Source organism: Mesorhizobium sp. M0802 (assembly GCF_040320115.1).
Taxonomy (GTDB): Bacteria; Pseudomonadota; Alphaproteobacteria; order Rhizobiales; family Rhizobiaceae; genus Mesorhizobium.
Map to the genome: position 1 here is coordinate 92,772 of NZ_JAMYOY010000017.1, position 21,630 is coordinate 114,401.

Below are 21,630 nucleotides of genomic sequence, written 5' to 3' on the forward strand. Positions count from 1 at the left end.
TAGGAGGGCGATACCCGTGCTGTAGGGTCAACATGCGGCAATTGCGATCTTGAGTGCGGGGCAAAACTCGCTTCGACAGAGAGAAATTTGGCACAGAAACATCGCCAGTTGATCGACGGAATATCTCAGGCGATCAAATCTGGTGTACGGAGAAGCGCCTCTTGAAAGAAAACATCGTCCCAAGCGGGGCTGGTTCTCACATCGCGCTACCAACCGTATCCGTTTGCGTAGGCTGTTTCAATCAAGAGGCATTCATCGACACTGCGATCCGATCCGTAGCGGCGCAGACATACACTGCGTTCGAGTGCGTGGTGGTCGATGATTTTTCGACCGACGCTTTCCCGCCGAAGGATTGAAGAGTGTCTGTCCCAGCTTGGTGACAGTCGTTTCCGCTTTCTGCCCCGACTGCAAAATGGCGGGCAGATGGCAACAATGATGACCGGGCTTGACGCGACAGCCGGGCCCCTGATCTCGTTTCTTGACGGTGACGATGCTTGGCACCCTGACTTCATAGAATGCCATGTGAGAGCGCATCTCAGCCACACCCGTATCGCGGCGATGTCGAGCTCCGATGAGGTGGTGATAGATACGGCCGGCAAACTGCTTGCGGGCGGTCATCCCGTATTCCACCTGAATGACCCGCGATCGATGCCGAAAATGAGCGGCTACCTGCATGTCGACACCGAAGCTGACCCGACATTATTATTTATTGATCGGGGCACCGTGGGTTGGTTTTGGTCAACCACATCGGGGATGATGTTTCGTCGAGCTCCGCTTGAAATCATGCGTCCATCCGATCCGGACGAAATAAGGATATGTGCCGATGGTTATATGGCTCGTGCCGCCCATATGATCGGCGGAACCGTGAGGATTGGGCGGGCTCTTGGCAGCTATCGGCTTCACGGCGGCAATGGCTGGGCGGACGGGCGCATCCTGGGTACCGGAGTTGGCCTCGGCAGGATGTCGCCTGATACTGAAATAGCGATACGGCGGGCACTGGCCAATCGTTGGTGCGAAGTGGCGCCGGGACTGGAGCATTTAATCTCCCGCCACTCAATGCGCAGGACCTTGGTCGACCTGATCGGACTGTCTGCAGCTTTTGCATTGCTGGAAAAGAACTCCGATGCGGGTTTTCTGCTGAAAGACTGGGCAACACCACAGCGAAAATTGCAGACCAGACTTATCGGTCTCCTTCCTCCGAAACTGAGGCCTCGGCGCTTCCGGGACATAGTTTGATTTGATGAGCCGCTTGCTCGGCAGTCTTACCCGATAAAGAGCATCTTTCGATGCTTCTCTGGACCCACCAAAGTCCTCCGTAGCAACGCACACTACGCGGCCAAATTCCGCCGCTTCGCCTCTACCGCGTCCCAGAACAGGCTGGCGATATCCGCGCCACCAAAGCGTTGCACTTCGCGCACGCCGGTTGGCGAGGTCACGTTGATCTCGGTCATGTAGTCGCCGATCACGTCGATGCCAACCAGGATGAAGCCGCGCTCTTTCAGCGACGGGCCGATGCGGGCGCAAATCTCGCGTTCGCGCTCCGTCAGCTCAGTCTTTTCGGCGCGGCCGCCGACATGCATGTTGGAGCGAGAATCGTGGTCGGCCGGCACGCGGTTGATGGCGCCGACCGCCTCGCCGTCGATCAGGATGATGCGCTTGTCGCCCTTGCGCACATCCTTCAGATAGCGCTGGACGATATACGGCTCGCGTGACAGCTGAGCGAACATTTCGAGCAGTGAGGCGAGGTTGCGATCGTCTTCCTTGAGATGGAAGATGCCGGCGCCGCCATTGCCATAGAGCGGCTTGACGATGATGTCGCCGAATTCCTTGCGGAAGGCCGCGACCTCCTGGGGATCCTTGGTGATCAGCGTTTCGGGCATCAGATCGGGGAATTCGGTGACGAAGATCTTTTCCGGACTGTTGCGCACCCAGGCCGGGTCGTTGACGACCAGTGTCTTCGGGTGGATGCGCTCCAGAATATGCGTCGTGGTGATGTAGTTCATGTCGAAGGGCGGATCCTGGCGCAGCAGGATCACATCCATCTCCGACAGGTCGGTGCGCACCTTGTCGCCCAGCGAAAAATGATTGCCCTTCTCGTCGCGGAGCTTCATCTCCTCGATGCGGGCAAACACCTTGCCGCCCAGCATCGACAGCCGGTCCGGCGTATAGTGGAACAATTGGTGCCCGCGCCGCTGCGCCTCCAGCGACAGCGCAAACGACGTGTCGCCGGCGATCGAGACGGTGGAGACATGGTCCATCTGGACGGCGATCTTCAGGGTCATCTTCTGGTCTCCAGCGGGTCGAGCAAGTCCAGGAAAAGTGCGTAGCGGTTTTCCGTCCGGAATTGCGGCAAGGCAGTCGCCGATATACGGAACTTGGCGGCTTCTGCCAATCGCGCTTGCTTGGCCCAGACCCCCTAACGGTCGAAGACCAGCCGGGAGTAACCGAGGAACGACAGCGCCATCGCTACCAGCGAGGCGATGGCAAGTGCCGCCAGCGGCGGCATTGCCGGCAGCGCGAACAGGATGGCGCAGTAGACGAGATAGTTGACGATGCTGGTGGCGATGCCGACGCCGCCATAGCGCGCGCCCTCCTGCGCCACGCCGCGGCTCGACGGCGAAAAGGTCAGGTGCCGGTTGATCTGCCAGGTGACGCACAGCGCAAAGCCGATCGACAGGACACGGGCGACGAAGGGACCGAGCGGCGTCACCGCCAAGAGCAGCCAGAGCGCCGCGGCATCGGCGACGAAACCAACGCCGCCGGCCAGGACGAAGCGGACGAGCCGGCTCACGGCCTCAGGCGGCCCGGGGCGTCTTGCCCGGTTCGGCCTTCGGGATTTCACCAGTGCGTTCGCGCCGTTCGACCCGGCCCGACGGCACCGAGAGATAAAAAATGCGCTTCTGCTCGGCGCGTCCGCGCGACACCGAATCGAGGATCAATCCGGTCACCATCGCAAGCATCGAGAGCAGCAGCAGGCCGACCGACAGCACCCAGGTCGGCATGCGCGGCACGAGGCCGGTCTGGGCGAATTCGATCAGCACCGGCGTCATCAGGGCAAGGCTCGACGCCAGGAAGAAAATCGCGAAGGCGCCGAAGAAGCGCAGCGGCTGCGTTTCCTTCATCAGCATGGCGAACATCCACAGGATCCTGGCGCCGTCGCGATAGGTCGACAGCTTCGACGACGATCCCTCAGGCCGGCGGCCATAATCGAGCGCGATCTCGCTCACCGGCAGTTTGAGCTGCGAGGCATGCACCGACATTTCGGTCTCGATCTCGAAGCCGCCGGAAACCGCGGGAAAGCTCTTGACGAAGCGCCTCGAGAAGACGCGGTAGCCGGAGAAGATGTCGGTGAAGTCGGTGCCGAACAGCCGCTTGTAGAGGCTGTTGAAGATGCGGTTGCCGAAGGCATGGCCGGAACGGCCGGCATCGTCGGTGACGCCGCGCCTGGTGCCCACCACCATGTCGCAGCGCTCGGTCTGCAGGATGTTGATCAGCAGCGAGGCATCTTCCGGCGCATAGGTGCCGTCGCCGTCGGCCATCAGATAGATATCGGCATCGATGTCGGCGAACATGCGCCGCACGACATTGCCCTTGCCCTGGCGCGGCTCGCGGACGACGATGGCGCCCGCTGCGCGGGCCTTTAATGCCGTCAGGTCGCGCGAATTGTTGTCATAGACATAGATGTCGGCCGACGGCAGCGTCTCGCGAAAGCGCCGCACCACCTCGGCGATGGTCAGTTCCTCATTGTAGCAAGGCAGGAGCACGGCAATGGCCGGCTCATGGCGGACTTCGTGCGGCATTTCCGTCTCCCGACGCCCGGCGGAGCCTCCGGCCGCGCTCATATGCGGCCTCGCTCAGGCGACTTTACTATTTATTGAAGCTGTTAAGGCTAGGTTTAAGGCCGCAGTCTTTCCGACGAAGGTCATGATGATGAACGCAGCCAAGGCGGGTGCTTCCTCCTGGAAGTCCGATATGACGCTGGCGCTGCTTGCCATGCTGGTGGTGCTGGCCGTCAATGCCGCCACGGGCTTTCGCGAATTGAGCAATGCCGGCGGCGACAATGACAGCCTGCTGCGGCTGGTCGAGGTTCGCGACATGCTGGCCGGCCAGGGCTGGTTCGACCTGCATCAGTACAGGATGGGGCCGGAAGGCGGTTTCGTCATGCACTGGTCGCGGCTGGTCGACGCACCGCTCGCCGCCATCATCCTCGCCGCCTCAGCGCTGACCGGCAGCATGGCCATGGCCGAAGCGATCGCACAGGTGCTGTGGCCGTCGCTGCTGTTCTGCCTAGCGGTGTTTTTTACAGCCCGTGCGGCACGAAGCTTCGCCGGCGTCGGCGCCGTGCTGCCCGCTATCGTCATCGGCGCTGCAGCGCTGCATTTCATCGGCATTTTCTTGCCGGGTGCGCTCGATCATCACAATGTCCAGCTGACGCTGACCATGGCCAGCCTCAGCCTACTGCTCGAGGCGCCGGCGCGTCGCTGGGCGGCGCTGATTTCCGGGCTGTGTGCGGCCCTGACGCTGGCCGTCGGCATGGAAACCGCGCCCTATGTCGCGACCATCGGCGCCTGCATCGCCTTGCTGTTCGTCGTCGATCCCGGCGGCGAACGCCGGATCGCCAGGGATTTCGGTCTCGGCTTTGCCGGGGTTTCAGCCCTCGTCTTCGTCACCACCATCCCGCCATCGGCCATGGGCCAGCCGCAGTGCGATGCCTTCTCGGCTGTGCAGTTCGTGGTGGCGGCAATCGCCGGACTGGGGCTTGCCGCCGTGACGTCGCTCACGGTGTCCAATGGCACGGCCAGCCGCCGCCTGATCTCGCTTAGCCTGCTCGCGCTTGTGCTGGGCGCCGTCATCGTGGCGCTGTTTCCGCAATGCCTTGCGGCTCCCTACGCAAACCTCGATCCGCGCCTCAAGGAATTGTGGCTCGATCACATTGACGAGGCGCAGTCGCTGTTCAGTATTGCCGCCAGCGAGCCGGCGTCGCTGGCGGCGCGCTATGTCACGCCGCTGGTGGCGATCGCGCTGATGGCGCTTCGCCTGCGCGGACCATGGCGCCGCCAGGACAGCCTCGTCGGCGCCTTGCTGGTCGGCGCCTTCATCGTCAGCGCCTGGCAGGTCCGCGGCTCGACATTCTCGATCGCCTTTGCCGTCATCCCGCTGTCGGCCTGGATCGCAAGCTGGCGCGAACGGGCGAGGATCAGCCCTGCGCGCAGCGTATCGCTGCGCATGGCGGCGGTCTGGGTGGTGTCGGTGAATGCCGTCTGGGCCGGTGCTGCCGCCGCGACGTCGAGCGTATTCGAGGCCAACAAGGTCTCGGTCGAGGCACAGGACACCGACAGCGATCCGTCCTGCGAGCGCAAGGCCTCCTTCGCGGCGTTGGCCCGGCTGCCGCACACCACGGTGCTTGCCATCTCCAATCTCGGTTCGCCCATCCTGGCCTATTCCGGGCACCGCGTCTTTGCCGGCCCCTATCATCGCAACATCGCCGGCGACCTGCTTGCGCTCGATGCCTTCCTCGGATCGGCGGACCAGGCGAGGATGATCGCGGCGGCTCATCACGTCGGCCTGATGGCGCTCTGCCGCGGCAGCGCCGAAAGCAAGATGCTTGCCGCCAAGGCGCCGCAAGGCTTCCTGGCCAGGCTGATGCAGGGAAGCGTCCCCGATTGGCTCGAACCGGTGGCCGAAACGCGCGGAACCCCGGTCGAACTCTACCGCGTCCGCTAAAGCATCATTCGCCAGCGAAAAATCGATTTCGCGATACGCTTCCTAAACGCTTTGCTGCCAGTCTCAGCCTAAATTTCGGGCGTCACAAACAAGGATACCGATGCAAACGACGTTTGGCACCGGGCAGGCAAGCACGGAAAACTCGGATCTGGCGTTCACCGATGCGCTGACCGGGCTTGGCAACCATCGCCGCTTCTTCGACAAGGTCGATCGCCTGATCAGCGACCGTGCAGACGATCCCGCGCCGTTCACGGTCGGCATTCTCGACCTCGACGGCTTCAAGCCGATCAACGATCTGTTCGGCCACAAGGCCGGCGACGACATATTGATCCAGGTGGCGATGCGGCTGCGCGCCTCGATGGACAGCCACTCCACCGTCTGCCGCATCGGTGCCGACGAATTCGCCTTCCTCTACCCGATGGTGTTCTCGGAGGAGGCGGCGGCCGAGAAGTCGCGCATGATGATCGAAATCCTGTCAGCGCCCTACGATGTCGGCGAACGCACCGCCAGGCTTTCGGCCTCGGTCGGCTGCTCGCTGTTTTATTCCGGCGACGAAACCACGGAAATCCTCGTCAACAAGGCCGAAACGGCGCTCTACCACGCCAAGCGTTCGGGCCGTGGCCGCGTCGTCGTCTACACCCGCGAAATGGAAGAGGCGGCCAAGCGCGTCACCCGCATCGAACAGGCGCTGCGCCGTGCCGTCTCGGCCGGTGAGGTCGAACCGCATTTCCAGCCCATCGTCGATTTGACCACCCGCCGCACCATCGGCTTCGAGACGCTGGCGCGCTGGACCGATCGCGACCTCGGCGTGGTGCCGCCGACCGTGTTCATCCCGATCGCCGAAGAGCGCGGCATCATCGGCCCGCTATCGCAGCTGGTGCTGCGCAAGGCGACCGAAGCGGCGCGCAGCTGGCCGAAGGACCTGTTCCTGTCCTTCAACCTGTCGCCCTCGCAGCTCGTCGACCAGAACACCGGCCTGCACATATTGTCGATCCTCGACCGCACCGGCTTCGATCCGCGACGGCTGGAGATCGAGATCACCGAAACCGGCCTGATGAACGATCCGGCCTCGGCCGAGAAGATCGTCGAGGACCTGCGTCGCGTCGGCATCCGAGTCTCGCTCGACGATTTCGGCACCGGCCAGTCCTCGCTCGGCCGCTTGCGCGAATTCCATTTCGACAAGCTCAAGATCGACCGCGCTTTCGTCTCCTCGATCCTCGACGACCGCCCGTCGGAACACATCATCCGCGCCATTCTGGCCATGTGCGAAGGGCTCGGCATGGATGTCGTCGCCGAAGGCATCGAGGAGGAGGCGCAGGCCGACCGCCTCGTTCAGTTCGGCTGCGCCGGCGGCCAGGGCTATCTCTTCGGCAAACCGGTCGACGCCGACGCCACGCTCGGCTACCTCCGCGATTCCTATCGCGGCGCCCTCTACGCCAAGGCAGTCTGACCGGCGGTCTTGCCTGCGTCGAGCAAGTCAGCGGCGCGAGCCAAGACGACTGTGGCCGCCATCTTGCGGCCTTTTGTCTGACATAAGCCAATCAAATCGCCGTTTTCGCCCTTGCTCCCCGGACTTGGCTGGATAGGATGCGCGCCGACCGGACCGGGAGATGAAGATATGATGCCATCGGCGGATTTTGCCGACCTCAGGGGAGCCTCGGTGCTGATCACCGGCGGCGGTTCCGGAATTGGCGCGGCACTGACCGAGGGCTTCGTTCGCCAGGGCGCCCATGTCGCCTTCATCGACATCGCCGATGGCCCAAGCACGCTGCTTGCCGACCGCGTCGAAAAAGAACTTGGCCGGCGACCGCTCTACCTTAAGACCGATTTGCGCGACGTCGAGGCCTTGCGCGCTTCGGCCGCAAAAGCGGCTGAGGCGCATGGCGACGTCACCGTGCTGGTCAACAATGCCGCCTGGGACGAACGCCACGATGTCGCCGACGTCACCGTCGAGTTCTGGGACAACAATCTCGCCGTCAATCTGCGCCCGCATTTCTTCACCGCACAGGCGGTGGCGCCGGGCATGAAGCGGGCCGGCGGCGGTTCGATCATCAACTTCACCTCAACCTCCTATCTCATCAACCACCCCGATATGCCGGCCTACACCGCCGCCAAGGCCGGCATACTCGGCCTCACCAAAGGTCTCGCGGGCAAGCTTGGGGTCGACGGCATCCGCGTCAATGCGATTGCGCCGGGCTGGGTGATCACCGACCGGCAAAGGGAACTCTGGGTCACCGAGGAGAGGCTCGCCGCCCATGTCGCCAAGCAATGCATCAAGCAGGTCATGCAGCCCGACGACATCGTCGGCACGGTCCTGTTCCTGGCCTCCGACGCCTCGCGTATGCTGACGGCGCAGATGTTGATCGTCGACGGGGGTTTCCTGTGAGCCCGGTGAATCAAAATCCGGCAAAAGGCACGCCAGCAGTCGCCGCCGTCGACTGGGGCACGACCCGCATGCGGGTCTGGCTGGTCGACGAGGCGGGCGGGGTGCTTGCCGAGCGTCGCGGCGATGATGGGTTGATCACCGCGCAGCAAAAAGGCTTTTCGACCATCCTCGAGGGCCATCTGGCGGCGCTCGGCGCACCTGACACACTGCCGGTCATCATCTGCGGCATGGCCGGCTCGCGCCAGGGTTGGCTGGAAGCGCCTTACGTCACCGTGCCGGCGCCGCTCAGTGCCATCCTCGCGGGGGCCGCCCGCATTCCCGGCCAGCGCCGCGACATCCGCATCGTGCCTGGCCTGGCGCAGCGCCTGGAAGATGCGCCGGACGTAATGCGCGGCGAGGAAACCCAGCTTGCCGGCGCCGGTTTGCCGGCAAAAGGTCGCCATCTCGTCTGCATGCCCGGCACCCATTCGAAATGGGTTCTGGTCGAAGACGGCGCGGTCGACGGCTTCTGCACCTGGCCGACCGGCGAGCTGTTTTCGGTGCTGGCCACTCACTCGATCCTGCGCCATTCGCTGGGCGAGAGCCCGAAGCCGGTCATTCCGGACAATCCGTTCTTCCAGGAATGGTGCCGCAAGGCTTTGGCCGAGGGCGGCGATGTCACCTCGCGGCTGTTCTCGATCCGCGCCGCCGGCCTGCTGCAGGACCTCAAGGCCGACGATGCCGCCGCTTGCCTGTCCGGCCTGCTGATCGGCGGCGAGATCGCCTCGGCGGGCCGCCGCTATGGCGAAAGCACCACCGCAATCGTGCTGGTCGCCTCGGGGTCGCTAGCAGCCCTCTACCGCCAGGCGCTCGACCTTGCAGGGCTTGCCGTCAGGACGGTCGACGCCGACGAGGCGGTGCGTGCCGGCCTTATCGAGGCAGCGCGGGAAAATGGCATGATCGCCAAATGACTCACCAGAGTGGAGTGACAGCGTGACCCAGACCGCCCCCTTCCCGAAGCTCAAGCGTGGTCTTATCGCCATTCTGCGCGGCCTCAAACCCAGCGAGGCGGTTGCCATCTGCCAGGCGCTGTTTGACGCCGGCATCGAAGCCATCGAGGTGCCGCTCAATTCGCCGGAGCCGTTTTCATCGATCGCCAGCATTGTCACCGCATTGCCCAAGACAACGCTGGTCGGCGCCGGCACGGTGCTGACTTCAGCCGATGTCGACGCCCTGGCCAAGGCCGGCGGGAGGCTGCTGGTCAGCCCCAACATCGATGCCGAGGTCATGGCCCGCGCCATGCACCATGGCATGGTGACGATGCCAGGCGTGTTCACCCCCTCCGAAGCTTTTCAGGCGATTAGGCTTGGGGCTTCGGCGCTCAAATTCTTCCCGGCAAGCGTGCTCGGGCCTAGCGGCATTTCGGCGATGCGGGCCGTGCTGCCGGCCGATACCGTGGTCGGCGCCGTCGGCGGCGTTTCCGACAAAGACTTTGCCGGCTACAAAGCCGCTGGGGTGACTGCTTTTGGTCTTGGCTCCAGCCTGTTCAAACCCGGCATGAGCGTCGACGAGGTGGCCTCGCGCGCGCAGGCGGCGGTGACGGCCTGGGATGCGGCCTTCGGCGGAGCGGCATGATGGAAAACGTTTCGGTTTTCTCGGACCATGTCTGCGAGCTCGGCGAGGGGCCGAGCTACGATCCCGCCACCGACACGCTGTTCTGGTTCGACATTGTCAACGGCCTGCTGCTGGAGCAGGGTGTCACGTCCGGCGCGCGGAAAGTCCATGAGCTCGGTCAGATGGCCAGCGCCATCGCCATTGTCGATGACAATCGCCAGCTCATCGCCACCGAGACCGGCCTGCATGTCCGCGACGTCTCGACCGGCAAGCTGACGCTGCATACGCCCATCGAGGCCGACAATGCGCTGACCCGCTCCAACGATTCGCGCGTCCATCCGTGCGGCGCCTTCTGGGTCGGCACGATGGGCAAGGGTGAGGAGAAGGGCGCCGGCGCCATCTACTGGTTCTTCAAGGGCGAATTGCGCACGCTTTACACCGGCATCACCGTGTCGAACTCGATCTGTTTCTCGCAGGATGGAACGATCGCCTACTACACCGATACCTCGACCGGCCTGTTGATGCGCGTCGCCTGCGATCCGGCAACGGGTCTGCCGATCGGCGAGTCCAAAGTGTTCGTCGACCATCGCTCGTCCAAGGGCTTTGTCGACGGCTCGGTCGTTGATCGCGACGGCGTGCTGTGGAACGCCGTCTGGGGCGGCAAGGCGGTCAAGGCCTATTCGCCAGATGGCACATTGTTGCGCGAAATTGCCGTGCCGGCGGGGCAGTCCTCGTGCCCGGCCTTTGTCGGGGCCAAGGCCGATCGGCTGGCGGTGACCTCGGCCTGGAAAGGCAAGGACGACAAGCAGCGCAAGCTCGACCCACAGGCCGGCATGACCTTCCTGCTCGACATCCCCGTCAACGGCCGCTTCGAGCCGCGCGTGGTCATCGCCTGAGCGCTGTCGCGCAGGCGTCCGCCTCGGTCGGTTTCGCGCAAGTCTGAAGCAGGGGCCATGCCATGGTGGGACAACACCACCGAAGGTCCTGATCCATGCCGCGCCCGACCCTGATCCTCGTCCATGAGCCGGAAAAGGCCTGTCTCGACCGGCTGGTCGCCGACGGCTTTCCCGCCGAGCGTGCCTTGGAAATCTCGTCCTATCTGGCGCAATCGACCGATCTCGCGCCCGAATTCGATGAAATCACCGCCGCTTGCGGGCGGCGCGGCCTCGCCTTTATGCCGGTTGCACTCGACGATGCGGCAAGCGCGCTGGCGAAGGCCGATCCCGCAACCACGCTGGTCTGGACGCTGACCGACGGCATTGCCTATTTCCGCGGTGCTGCAGCGCCCGCACTTGCCAGGCTGAATGGGCTTAGAACCATCGGAGCCGACGATGCGCTGTTCGCGCTTTGCCAGGACAAGTTCCGTTCCGGCGCCGTGCTTTGCGCGCTCGGCCTGCCGGCGCCGCAGGCAGGCCTGGCCCGCGACGGCCGCTGGCTGGCCGACCCGCCAGCTTCGGAAGCCGGCTGGTTCGTCAAGCCGAACCGGCTCGGCTCCAAGGTAGGCATCTGGCCGGATTCACGCTGCAACGACCTGGCCCATGCGCTGGAGCTTAGCCGGCGGGTCTATGCCGCTTATCGCGACGATGTCGTCGTCCAGCCCTATGTCGGCGGTCGCAATGTCCGCGCCAGCTTCCTTGGGCTGCAAACGGATGCCGGGGCGGAAGCGCTCGGCGTTGCATTCGTCGACTCCGGCGGCGATTTCCAGACCATGGCGGACTCGATGGCGCTTTACGGCGACACCGGCGAGGCCGCCAAGGCGGCTGGACTATACAGCGAGCCGGTGCTGGAGGCGGTTGCCGACACCCAGCCGGCAGCCGCGGCAACCATCCGCCGCATCGCCGAGCGGCTGGTCAGCGGGCTCGGCCTGCGAGACGTGTTTTCCCTCGATTTCAGGGTCGAGGCTAACGACCATGTCCACCTCATCGAGTTCGAGGTCTGTCCCGGCCTGCCCTGCTTCGATTTCCGCGCCTATTGCCTGATGCAATGGGGCATGACGCTGGCCGATGCGGTTGCCGAGACGGCGGCGAACCGACTGAACCGACAGGCGATCTGAACGGTCGAGGGACCGGCGCGACCTACCGCGCCTTGACGGCTTTTGCTCCACCTTGAGTGTCGCGGGACAGTCCTCAGGCAAGGCCGCGCGATGAGCACACCAGCAAGCTCCCTCCACCATCACATCAGGCGCATGGCCGGGCGCGATCCGCACGAGGCGCATCGCGTCGCCACGCCGCTCGAACTGCTGTTCGATCTGACCTTCGTCACCGCCTTCAGCCTTGCCGCCGCGCAACTGGCGCACGCCCTTGCCGAGGGCAACTACGCGGCGGCGCTGATCGGCTTCGGCTTTGCCAGCTTCGCCATCTGCTGGGCGTGGATCAATTTCTCCTGGTTTTCCTCCGCCTATGACACCGACGATTGGATCTTCCGCCTCGTCACCATGGTGCAGATGATCGGCGTGCTGGTGCTGGCCATCGGCCTGCCGCGCATGTTCGCCTCGATCGAGCATGGCGAACACCTCAACAATTCGGTCATGGTGCTGGGCTACGTCATCATGCGCGTCGCCATGATCTTCCAATGGCTGCGCGCGGCGCGGCAGGACCTTGGGCGGCGGCGTGCCTGTCTCACCTATGCCATCCGCCATCGCGATCGCCCAGATCGGCTGGGTGGTGCAGATCCTGGTCGATTTCTCGCTGGCGACGAGCCTGGCTTTCGGCGCGGTCCTGCTTCTCATCGAGCTTGCCGGACCGGTCATCGCCGAACGCCGGGATGGCGGCACGCCCTGGCACGCGCATCACGTCGCCGAGCGCTACAGCCTGTTCGCCATCATCGCGCTGGGCGAAGGGGTGGTCGGCACGCTGGCGACGCTGTCGGCCGTGGTCGAGGAGCAGGGCTGGAACCTCGATGTCGCCTTGATCGGCATTGCCGGAATGGGTCTCACCTTCGGCATGTGGTGGGTCTATTACATGCTGCCCTCGGGGACGGTGCTGCACCAGCACCGCAGCCGTTCCTTCGTCTGGGGCTATGGCCAGATGGTGATCGTCGCTGCCATCGTCGCCACCGGCGCCGGGCTGCATGTCGCGGCCTATTTCATCGAGCACAAGACCCATAACGGCCCGGTAGCGACCCTGCTGTCAGTCGCCATTCCGCTAGGCGTGTTCCTGGGGGCGATCTATGCGCTGTATTATTATCTCGTCCAGCGCTTCGATCCCCTCCACGTCTGGCTGCTGGCGGGAACGGCTGCGGTCGTCGCACTTGCCATCATCGCCGCCATTGCCGGCGTCGACATGGCGGTCTGCCTCATCTTACTCACGCTAGCGCCGGCCGTCACTGTTGTCGGCTATGAGCTGTCGGGGCACCGCCATCAACTGGAGGTGCTGGCGCAGGAGGAAGCGCCGCACTGAGCAGAGCAGCTTCGCGCGTCAGATACCCTCGACCAGCACGATCTCGCCATCGGCCACTTTCTGACGGATGGCGACGGCGCGCTGGTACTCCGGCGAGTGGTAGCAGTCATGCGCCATCGCCAGCGATTCGAACTCGATAATGACATTGCGGGCGCGGCCAGGCCCCTCGGCCTTTTCATGCTCACCGCCACGGGCCAGGAACTTCACGTCGAAACGGTCGAAAGCGAGCTTGGCGGCAGCGACATAGTCCTTGTAGCCTTCAGCATCGCGCACATCGACGCGGGCTATCCAGTATCCCTTGGGCATTTTCTTCTCCTCGCTACGCGGCGCGCATCTCTTCCAGTATGGCTTCGGCAGCCGCGCGCCTGTCGCTTGCCGCCACGATCGGCCTGCCGACCACGAGATGGCTGGAGCCGTTGCGGATCGCCTGGCCGGGCGTCACCACGCGTTTCTGGTCGCCATGGTCGCTGCCCTTGGGCCGTATCCCCGGTGTCACCACCGCCAGGTCGGGTCCGACGATGCGGCGCACCGCTTCCGCCTCCTCGGCCGAGCAGACGACGCCGCCCATGCCGGCATGCAGCGCCTGTTCGGCACGTCTCAGCACCAGCGTGTGCGGGTCGTATTCATAGCCGGCGTCGATCACGTCCTGCTCGTCCATCGAGGTCAGCACGCTGACCGCCAGCAGGCAGAGGTCGCTGCCCCTGGCGGCCTCCACCGCGGCTCGCATCGCCTTGGGATAGGCGTGGATGGTCAGCATGGTCATGCCCATGCGCACGATGTTCTCGACACCCTTCGCCACGGTGTGGTCGATGTCGAGCAGCTTCATGTCGAGGAAGATTTTCGTGCCGCCGCTGGCCAACTCCCTGGCGAAGTCGAGCCCGCCGGCGAAGGCCAGCTGATAGCCGATCTTGTAGAAGGAGACGACGCCGTCGAGCTCCTGCACCGCCTGTTCGGCCTCTTTCACCGTCGGCACGTCGAGGCCGACGATCAGCCTGTCTCTCATGGTATGGGCCTGCATGGCTGTGGAAATCATGCCCCGGTCCGGGTCGATAGCATGCGCGAGGTTTCGATCAGCGTGCGGCATAGGTGCTCCATCGATTTGGTCAGTCTATCATCCCTGAAATTGCCGTCGCCGTCGAAGGCACTGCCGCCATCGGATACCGAGCATTCCGGCGTCACCATCTCCAGCTGGCAGCGCACCAGCACGGCGCGCAGATGGTTGATGCAGCGGATCCCGGCGAAATGTCCGTTCGAAGACGAGCACAGGCCGGCGACCTTGCCGACAAATGGCCTCACCGGCCAGCCGCCATCGAGGCGCACCCGGCTTACCCAGTCGATCGTGTTCTTGAGCAGTGGCGGGATCGAGCCATTATATTCCGGCGTCGCGATCAGTAGCCCGTCATGGGCGGCGATCAGCCGGCCGAGCTTCACGGCGTTGTCGGGAACGCCTTTTTCCTTTTCGAGGTCCTCGTCGATGATCGGCAGCGGATAGTCGGCCAGCGAAATGCGCGTCACCTCGGCGCCTTGCATGGCCAGCTCCTTCTGCGCCACATCGGCGGTCCTGCCGCTGAAGGCGCCGCTGCGCACCGAGCCGGCGAAGACGAGGATTTTCGCGATCACAGCCATTGGCCACTCTTGTTCCCGGACAGGTACAGCCGCCGGCAGTGCAAATCAATGCACCTCGCGCCGGTAGATCCACAGCTGCGTCGGAGGGATGTTGCGGAGAATAAAATCGAAATGCTTGACCGTGTAGTTGCCCCTGCCGGGCGGGATCGGCGACAACGGGCCGTACGTCAGCTGCACGATCGGCCGTCCAACCGGGATGCGGTCTAGCAGGCTTCCAATATAGGCGATCCGCTGTGCGACCGGGAAATTGAGCAGCGGCACGCCGGAGACCACGGAATCGAAAACCATACCGCTCTTCTCGCCAAGCGTGGCGTTGAGATTGAAGGCATCGCCCTCGATGACGTTGACGCCGGGATAGAGCTGGCGCAGATGGCGCACGAAATCGGTGGAATATTCGACCGCGTAGAGGTTTTCGGGCTTAACGCCCTGGGCGAGGATTGCACGCGTGATGACGCCTGTGCCGGGGCCGACTTCAAGCACCGGCAGGCCGGACTTCGGATTGACGATGGAAGCCATCTTGCGGGCGGTGACGGAGCTTGTCGGCACGATCGAACCGACCGACTTCGGCTTGTCGATCCAGCCTTTGAAGAATTTGAGTTCGTCGTCGAACTTTTCCGCCAGCGCCTTCCGCAATCCCGGACCACGTGCCATGCAAGTTCTCCTCAACACTCCCCGAACGCTACTTAGCAGCTAACAGGTCCAAGGCAAGGCGCGATCTGGCATAAGATGTTGATGACGTTCGGGAAGCGTGGCGGCCTTAGTTTGGGTTCAGTGCTCGCCGAAGGATTCGAAAAAGTCCTTCATGCGGGCGAAAAAGCCGCTCGACTGGGGCGAATTGTCCTTCGACGACAGCTGCTCGAACTCTTCCAGCAACTCGCGCTGGCGGCGCGACAGGTTTTGCGGCGTTTCGACCGCGGTCTGGATATAGAGGTCCCCGACATTGGGCTGGCGCAGCACCGGCATGCCCTTGCCCTTGAGGCGGAACTGGCGGCCGTTCTGCGTGCCTTCGGTCACTTTCACCTTGGTCTGACTGCCGTCCAGCGTCGTCACCTCGAACGAGCCGCCAAGGGCGGCCGTCGTCATCGATATCGGCACCTTGCAGTAGAGATCGGCGCCGTCGCGCTGGAAGAATTCATGCGGCTTCACCGCCAGAAAAATATAGAGGTCGCCCGATGGGCCGCCGCGCAGGCCCGCCTCGCCCTCATTGGCAAGCCGGATGCGGGTGCCGTCCTCGATGCCGGCCGGGATATTGACCGACAGCGAGCGTTCCTCGGTGACACGGCCCTGGCCGGCGCATTTCGGGCACGGGTCCTTGATCGTCTGGCCGCGGCCTTGGCATTGCGGGCAGGTACGCTCGATCGAGAAGAAGCCTTGCGTCGCCCGTACCTTGCCGTGGCCATGGCACATCGAGCAGGTCACCGGCTGGGTGCCGGGCTTGGCGCCGGTCCCGGAGCATTCCGTGCATGAGATCGAGGCCGGCACGCGGATTTGCGCGGTCTTGCCGGCAAACGCTTCTTCCAGCGTGATTTCCATATTGTAGCGCAAATCGGCGCCGCGTTCGCGGCCGCCCGACGAGCGGCGCTGGCGCCCGCCCATCATGTCGCCGAAAATATCCTCGAAAATGTCGGCGAAGCCGCCGGCGCCAAAACCTTGCGCGCCGCCATTCATGCCGCCCTGCTCGAAGGCGGCGTGACCGAAACGGTCATAGGCCGCGCGCTTCTGCGGGTCCTTCAGCGTTTCGTAGGCTTCGTTGATTTCCTTGAACTTGTGCTCGCAGGAGTGATCGCCGGGATTGCGGTCGGGATGGAACTGCATGGCCAGCTTGCGGAAAGCGCTCTTGAGCTCCTTCTCGTCGGCGCCCTTTTGCACGCCCAGCGTCTCGTAGAAATCAGCTTTCATCTTTTCCCGCAGTCCGGATGCTCAACGTCTTGATGCATGTTGCGTCGTTTGCCGGCACGTTGTCTCGATTTAGGAGCGGTGCTGCCCGGATGCTAGGGCCGGCGCGCTTGTGCCTGTGTTTTTCAGTGACTTTTTCGGCAAGGCCCGCACTTTTTCAGCGATGGTTGCAAAAAAGCCCGGCTTTGCGCCGGGCTTTCCGCTTTATTTGCCGTCAACCGGTCAGGCCGACTTCTTCTTCTCGTCGTTTTCGTCGATTTCCTCGAAATCGGCGTCGACCACATCGCTATCCTTGGCCGCGTCCGCCTTGGCGTCGGCTTCCGCCGCTTCCTTCTGCGAAGCTTCGTACATGGCCTGGCCGAGCTTCATGGATGCTTCGGCAAGCGTCTGCGACTTGGCCTCGATGTCGGCGGCATCGTCGCCTTCGGCAGCAGCCTTCAGCGCCGTGATAGCCTCCGATATCGCCGTGCGCTCGGTTTCCGAAACCTTGTCGCCATATTCCTTCAGCGACTTCTCGGAGGAGTGCACCAGCGCCTCGGCCTGGTTGCGGGCCTCGACCAAAGCACGCCGCTGCTTGTCGGTCTCGGCATTGGCTTCGGCGTCCTTGACCATCTTCTCGATGTCGGCGTCCGAAAGGCCACCAGAGGCCTGGATGCGGATCTGGTGCTCCTTGCCGGTGCCCTTGTCCTTGGCCGAAACGTTGACGATGCCGTTGGCGTCGATGTCGAAAGTGACCTCGATCTGCGGCACGCCGCGCGGCGCCGGCGGAATGCCGACCAAGTCGAACTGGCCGAGCGCCTTGTTGTCGGCGGCCATTTCACGCTCGCCCTGGAAGACGCGGATGGTCACGGCCGACTGACTGTCTTCAGCGGTCGAGAACACCTGGCTCTTCTTGGTCGGGATCGTCGTGTTGCGTTCGATCAGGCGGGTAAACACGCCACCCAGCGTCTCGATGCCGAGCGACAGCGGCGTCACGTCGAGCAGCAGCACGTCCTTCACGTCGCCCTGCAGCACGCCGGCCTGGATGGCGGCGCCCAAAGCGACGACTTCATCCGGGTTGACGCCCTTGTGCGGCTCCTTGCCGAAGAACTGCTTCACGATCTCCTGGATCTTGGGCATGCGGGTCATGCCGCCGACCAGGACCACTTCGTCGATCTCGCCAGCCTTCAGCCCGGCATCCTTGAGCGCCGCCTTGCAGGGCTCGATGGTGCGCTGGACGAGATCGTCGACCAGCTGCTCGAACTTGGCGCGGGTCAGCTTCAGCGTCAGGTGCTTGGGGCCGGTCGCGTCGGCGGTGATGAAGGGCAGGTTGATTTCGGTCTGCGTCGTCGACGACAGCTCGATCTTGGCCTTTTCAGCCGCCTCCTTGAGGCGCTGCAGCGCAAGCTTGTCGTTCTTCAGGTCGATGCCCTGTTCCTTCTTGAACTCGGCCGCCAGGTATTCGACGAGACGCATGTCGAAATCCTCGCCGCCGAGGAAGGTGTCGCCATTGGTCGACTTCACTTCGAACACGCCGTCGCCGATTTCGAGCACCGAAATGTCGAACGTGCCGCCGCCAAGGTCATAGACGGCAATGGTCTTGCCATCCTTCTTGTCGAGGCCGTAGGCAAGTGCTGCAGCCGTCGGCTCGTTGATGATGCGCAGCACCTCAAGGCCGGCGATCTTGCCGGCGTCCTTGGTGGCCTGGCGCTGGGCGTCATTGAAATAGGCCGGAACGGTGATGACCGCCTTCTCGACCTTCTCGCCGAGATAGGCCTCCGCCGTTTCCTTCATCTTCTGCAGGATCATGGCCGAGATCTGGCTGGGCGACTGCTTCTTGCCGCCGGCCTCGACCCAGGCATCGCCATTGTCGCCCTTGACGATCTTGTAGGGGACAAGCTTCTTGTCCTTCTCCGTCACCGGGTCGTCATAGCGGCGGCCGATCAGGCGCTTGACCGCGAAGATGGTGTTTTCAGGATTGGTGACCGCCTGGCGCTTGGCCGGCTGGCCGACGAGACGTTCGCCGTCGCCCGAGATGGCGACGATGGAAGGCGTCGTGCGCGCGCCTTCCGCATTTTCAATGACCTTGGGCTCCTTGCCATCCATGATGGCGATGCAGGAGTTGGTGGTGCCGAGATCGATACCGATTACTTTTGCCATTTTTCTAGTCTCTCCGCTAAGCAGGCTCTCAGGACCCGTAAGGCGTTCCGACGAAAGCCCCTGTTCACAAGAAATTCCGCTCCGGCAACCGGCATTCCGGCACTGGGCGGCTTGGCGCGTATATAAGAACAGGCGGCATCGGGCGCAAGCATTCTGCGCATGGCATCCACCGCGCCGCGCTTGGCGCCCTTGAACAGCCGCCCGGCGGCCCGGATGTGCTCAAACCGCGCTCAAAGCCCCAGGATCTGCGCGATCCCCCGGCGAAGCGCCCAGTCAGGGCTTCGAAACCACAAGAAAACGTCACCTATGCGTGAGAGAGGCGGCTCCTGGCTGAGGAAGGCGCCTGCCCACAGCAGACACAGGCAAAAGCGTCACGCGGCCTGCGACAGCGATTTATGCGCCTCGGCCAGGATTTCGAACGAGCGCACGCGTGCCGCATGGTCGAAGATCTGCGCGGTCACCATCAGCTCGTCTGCGCCGGTGCGGCGCACGAACGCGTCTATGCCTTGCCGGACGGTTTCGGGAGAGCCGACGACGGCGCAGGACAGCGCCTGCGAAATCATGGTTTTTGCCATCGGCTCGAGCGTCTGGTCATAGCCCTCGACCGGCGGCGGCAGGCGGCCGGCCCGCCCCGTGCGCAGATTGACGAAGGCCTGCTGCAACGAGGTGAACAGCAGTTTGGCCTCTCCATCGGTCGGTGCGGCGAAAACGTTGAGGCCGAGCATGACATAGGGCTTGTCCAGCTGTTCCGAAGGCTGGAAGCGCGAACGGTAGATCTCCAGCGCATGGTCGAGTTCGGCCGGCGCGAAATGCGAGGCAAACGCATAGGGCAGGCCGAGCATGGCGGCGAGCTGCGCGCCATAGAGGCTGGAACCGAGGATCCAGACCGGCACCTTCTGGCCTTCGCCGGGCACGGCGTGGATACGCTGGCCTTCCGCGGCCGGCTGGAAATAGCCCATCAGCTCGACGACATCCTGGGGGAAATTGTCTGACGCCTCGAGATTGCGGCGCAGCGCGCGCGCTGTTCCCATATCGGTGCCGGGCGCCCGGCCGAGGCCGAGGTCGATGCGGCCGGGGTGCAGTGCCGCCAGCGTGCCGAACTGCTCGGCAATCACCAGCGGCGCATGGTTGGGCAGCATGATGCCACCGGCGCCGACGCGGATGGTCTTGGTGCCGCCGGCGACATGGGCGATGACCACGGCGGTCGCCGCGCTGGCGATGCCCGGCATGTTGTGGTGCTCGGCCAGCCAGTAGCGCCTGTAGCCGAGCCGCTCGGCATGGCGGGCCAGGTCGAGCGAATTTGCCAGCGATTGCGAGGCGTCGCTGCCTTCGACGATCGGCGACAGGTCGAGAACGGAAAGTGCGGTCATGGGCCTCAAGCCTCTACGATGTTCAACTGCCTGCCCCTTGTTTCGAAGGCGCGGTCGGGAATGAGGATGTCGAGCTGGTGCCAAGCAACGGGTCCATATTCTCGAACGGGATCGCCTGCGGATGCTGGCGATGCGACGCGCTCAGCGTGCCGAGCGGAGCATCGATCGGGCCGCGATAGCCGATGCGGTCGAAATAGGCGTCGAGGTCGAAGGAGGTATCGTTCATCGGAGGGTCCGGCTTGACCGGCTCGATATAGGCACTCCGCCTGAAGACAACAAATGCGAGATGACGGACAGGCGCGGCAAGCTTATGGCGCGGCCTTTCCGTTCTCTTCGGCCGCTTCCTCCTCCACCACGGCCGTCTGCTGTGCGGCGAGAAAATTGCCGACATGGCTGAGGCCATCGAAATGATCGCAGAACACTTTGACGACGACCAGCAGCGGCACCGCCATCAGCGCGCCGACAAAGCCCCAAAGCCAGGACCAGAAAGCGATGGCGATGAAGATCGCCACGGCGTTGATCTCGAGGCGTCGGCCGACAACCATCGGCGTAACGAACTGGCCTTCGACGATGTCGCACAAAAGCACGAAGCCCGGCGCCAAAAGGGCGTAGGAGATCGAGTCGAAGCTGATCATCGCAATGACGCTGACCAGCACGATGGTGATCAGCGCGCCAACATAGGGCAGGAAGTTGAGCAGCGCCGCCATCGTTCCCCAGACCAGCGGGTTGGGCATGCCGAGCGCCCACAGGCCAAGGCCGATAACCGCGCCGAGACCGGCATTGATGACGGTGACGGTGAGCAGATAATGCGAGATTTCGCGCTCGACGTCATAGACGACGCGCAAGGCCCGCTTCTTCTCGCTGAGGCTGGCGAAGGACTGGATGATCTTCTCATAGAACATCGTGCCCGACGCCAGCAGAAACAGCGACAGCACGAAGATGATGGTCAGGCTTGTCCCCGCCGACAGGACGTTGCTGGCGGCGGCCGACAGGACGCCGGACTGCGCCATCGCCACCTTCTGGATGCCCGGCTCCTGCGAGGTCTCCGTCATCTGTTCGATCTGATGCGAGATCTGCATGATCCTCTCGAGCGGACGCCGCAATTGCGCCAGCCGATCGGTGAGTTGTTGGCCGATCGACGAGGTGTTGTTGAGAAGATCGATGACCGGGCCGCTGAGCAGATAGCCGGCAACGCCGAAGACGCAGATCGACAGCACGACCAACATTGTCGCCGAAACCACTTCCGGAATGCCGCGCTTGCGCAGGAAGCGCACGATTGGTGTCAGCGTCAGCGTCAGCAGGAAGGCGAGGATGACCGGCATGAAGAAAGCACGCGCGAAATACAGCGCGTAGATGGCCATGAACAGGAAGATCCCGATGAGCAGCGAACGCATCAGATGCGTGTCGGCACGCGCCACAACTCTCGCCTCTTCGGTCTCGGCAAGGCCAGCACCCAAAGCGGCGGGTTCGGCTTTCATGATTTTCCCTCAGCGGCGCA

The 21,630-nt window shown here is 63.7% G+C and carries 22 protein-coding genes and 1 pseudogene; 11 read left to right on the top strand and 12 right to left on the bottom strand.

Annotated elements, in window-relative coordinates; translation table 11 throughout:
* The first annotated feature begins 53 nt into the window (after positions 1-53).
* Entirely contained in the window at positions 54-356 is a 303-nt protein-coding gene (locus NKI10_RS22565; protein ID WP_352862030.1) for a glycosyltransferase family 2 protein, read from the top strand.
* On the top strand, positions 319-1,236 hold the full coding sequence (locus NKI10_RS22570; RefSeq protein ID WP_352862032.1) for a glycosyltransferase: 918 nt from the start codon (positions 319-321) through the stop codon (positions 1,234-1,236). The genes NKI10_RS22565 and NKI10_RS22570 overlap by 38 nt, the downstream gene beginning before the upstream one ends.
* Before the next feature lie 92 nt (positions 1,237-1,328).
* Here the strand turns inward: NKI10_RS22570 and gshB are convergent, their stop codons facing one another.
* The 3 genes from gshB to NKI10_RS22585 all read right to left on the bottom strand — a co-directional run bounded on the left by gshB (position 1,329) and on the right by NKI10_RS22585 (position 3,800).
* A complete protein-coding gene (gshB, locus tag NKI10_RS22575; protein WP_023741337.1) occupies positions 1,329-2,282 on the bottom strand; it encodes a glutathione synthase in 954 nt (317 codons plus the stop codon).
* 134 nt (positions 2,283-2,416) lie between these two features.
* Entirely contained in the window at positions 2,417-2,791 is a 375-nt protein-coding gene (locus tag NKI10_RS22580; RefSeq protein ID WP_023739808.1) for a GtrA family protein, read from the bottom strand.
* Positions 2,792-2,795: 4 nt separating this feature from the next.
* Positions 2,796-3,800, bottom strand: coding sequence for a glycosyltransferase (locus NKI10_RS22585; protein WP_352862034.1), 1,005 nt, complete (start codon positions 3,798-3,800; stop codon positions 2,796-2,798).
* 130 nt (positions 3,801-3,930) lie between these two features.
* Here NKI10_RS22585 and NKI10_RS22590 point away from each other — a divergent pair, with 130 nt between their 5' ends.
* The 9 genes and pseudogenes from NKI10_RS22590 (at position 3,931) to NKI10_RS22630 (ending at position 13,101) form a co-directional block, all read left to right on the top strand.
* Positions 3,931-5,724, top strand: coding sequence for a GtrA family protein (locus tag NKI10_RS22590; protein WP_352862036.1), 1,794 nt, complete (start codon positions 3,931-3,933; stop codon positions 5,722-5,724).
* 100 nt (positions 5,725-5,824) lie between these two features.
* Positions 5,825-7,174, top strand: coding sequence for a putative bifunctional diguanylate cyclase/phosphodiesterase (locus NKI10_RS22595; RefSeq protein ID WP_352862038.1), 1,350 nt, complete (start codon positions 5,825-5,827; stop codon positions 7,172-7,174).
* A 168-nt stretch (positions 7,175-7,342) separates the two neighbouring features.
* Positions 7,343-8,110, top strand: a complete 768-nt coding sequence (locus NKI10_RS22600) for an SDR family NAD(P)-dependent oxidoreductase (RefSeq protein ID WP_352789064.1) — start codon at positions 7,343-7,345, stop codon at positions 8,108-8,110.
* A gap of 5 nt (positions 8,111-8,115) precedes the next feature.
* Positions 8,116-9,060, top strand: a complete 945-nt coding sequence (locus NKI10_RS22605) for a 2-dehydro-3-deoxygalactonokinase (protein WP_352862078.1) — start codon at positions 8,116-8,118, stop codon at positions 9,058-9,060.
* Between the two features lie 22 nt (positions 9,061-9,082).
* On the top strand, positions 9,083-9,724 hold the full coding sequence (locus NKI10_RS22610; RefSeq protein ID WP_352862040.1) for a 2-dehydro-3-deoxy-6-phosphogalactonate aldolase: 642 nt from the start codon (positions 9,083-9,085) through the stop codon (positions 9,722-9,724).
* Positions 9,724-10,599, top strand: coding sequence for an SMP-30/gluconolactonase/LRE family protein (locus tag NKI10_RS22615; RefSeq protein ID WP_352862042.1), 876 nt, complete (start codon positions 9,724-9,726; stop codon positions 10,597-10,599). Before NKI10_RS22610 ends, NKI10_RS22615 begins: the two co-directional genes overlap by 1 nt.
* Before the next feature lie 95 nt (positions 10,600-10,694).
* Positions 10,695-11,756 carry a D-alanine--D-alanine ligase family protein gene (locus NKI10_RS22620; RefSeq protein ID WP_352862044.1) on the top strand — a complete coding sequence of 354 codons (1,062 nt, stop codon included), beginning with the start codon at positions 10,695-10,697 and terminating at the stop codon, positions 11,754-11,756.
* Positions 11,757-11,888: 132 nt separating this feature from the next.
* A pseudogene (locus NKI10_RS22625) lies at positions 11,889-12,275 on the top strand (low temperature requirement protein A); the annotation flags it as partial.
* Positions 12,276-12,327: 52 nt separating this feature from the next.
* Positions 12,328-13,101 (top strand): low temperature requirement protein A, encoded by a 774-nt coding sequence (locus NKI10_RS22630; protein ID WP_352862046.1) that lies wholly within the window; start codon positions 12,328-12,330, stop codon positions 13,099-13,101.
* A gap of 18 nt (positions 13,102-13,119) precedes the next feature.
* Here NKI10_RS22630 and NKI10_RS22635 read toward each other — a convergent pair whose 3' ends face one another.
* From NKI10_RS22635 to NKI10_RS22675, 9 genes are all read right to left on the bottom strand, one after another.
* Positions 13,120-13,407 (bottom strand): DUF1330 domain-containing protein, encoded by a 288-nt coding sequence (locus tag NKI10_RS22635; protein WP_023741329.1) that lies wholly within the window; start codon positions 13,405-13,407, stop codon positions 13,120-13,122.
* A gap of 13 nt (positions 13,408-13,420) precedes the next feature.
* Entirely contained in the window at positions 13,421-14,134 is a 714-nt protein-coding gene (gene pyrF / locus NKI10_RS22640) for an orotidine-5'-phosphate decarboxylase (RefSeq protein WP_023725308.1), read from the bottom strand.
* The gene (locus NKI10_RS22645) at positions 14,131-14,727 is read right to left on the bottom strand and encodes an NADPH-dependent FMN reductase (RefSeq protein ID WP_023701964.1); all 597 of its coding nucleotides are present in this window, start codon (positions 14,725-14,727) and stop codon (positions 14,131-14,133) included. Before NKI10_RS22645 ends, pyrF begins: the two co-directional genes overlap by 4 nt.
* Positions 14,728-14,772: 45 nt before the next feature.
* Complete coding sequence (pmtA, locus tag NKI10_RS22650; RefSeq protein WP_352862048.1) at positions 14,773-15,378, bottom strand: phospholipid N-methyltransferase PmtA; 606 nt, start codon at positions 15,376-15,378, stop codon at positions 14,773-14,775.
* A 117-nt stretch (positions 15,379-15,495) separates the two neighbouring features.
* On the bottom strand, positions 15,496-16,626 hold the full coding sequence (dnaJ, locus tag NKI10_RS22655) for a molecular chaperone DnaJ (RefSeq protein WP_023681322.1): 1,131 nt from the start codon (positions 16,624-16,626) through the stop codon (positions 15,496-15,498).
* A gap of 219 nt (positions 16,627-16,845) precedes the next feature.
* On the bottom strand, positions 16,846-18,762 hold the full coding sequence (gene dnaK, locus NKI10_RS22660; RefSeq protein WP_023673200.1) for a molecular chaperone DnaK: 1,917 nt from the start codon (positions 18,760-18,762) through the stop codon (positions 16,846-16,848).
* Between the two features lie 371 nt (positions 18,763-19,133).
* Positions 19,134-20,132 carry an LLM class flavin-dependent oxidoreductase gene (locus NKI10_RS22665; RefSeq protein WP_023673201.1) on the bottom strand — a complete coding sequence of 333 codons (999 nt, stop codon included), beginning with the start codon at positions 20,130-20,132 and terminating at the stop codon, positions 19,134-19,136.
* Between the two features lie 22 nt (positions 20,133-20,154).
* Positions 20,155-20,358 (bottom strand): arylamine N-acetyltransferase, encoded by a 204-nt coding sequence (locus tag NKI10_RS22670; protein ID WP_023714466.1) that lies wholly within the window; start codon positions 20,356-20,358, stop codon positions 20,155-20,157.
* Between the two features lie 82 nt (positions 20,359-20,440).
* A complete protein-coding gene (locus NKI10_RS22675; protein WP_352862050.1) occupies positions 20,441-21,610 on the bottom strand; it encodes an AI-2E family transporter in 1,170 nt (389 codons plus the stop codon).
* Positions 21,611-21,630 lie beyond the last annotated feature (20 nt).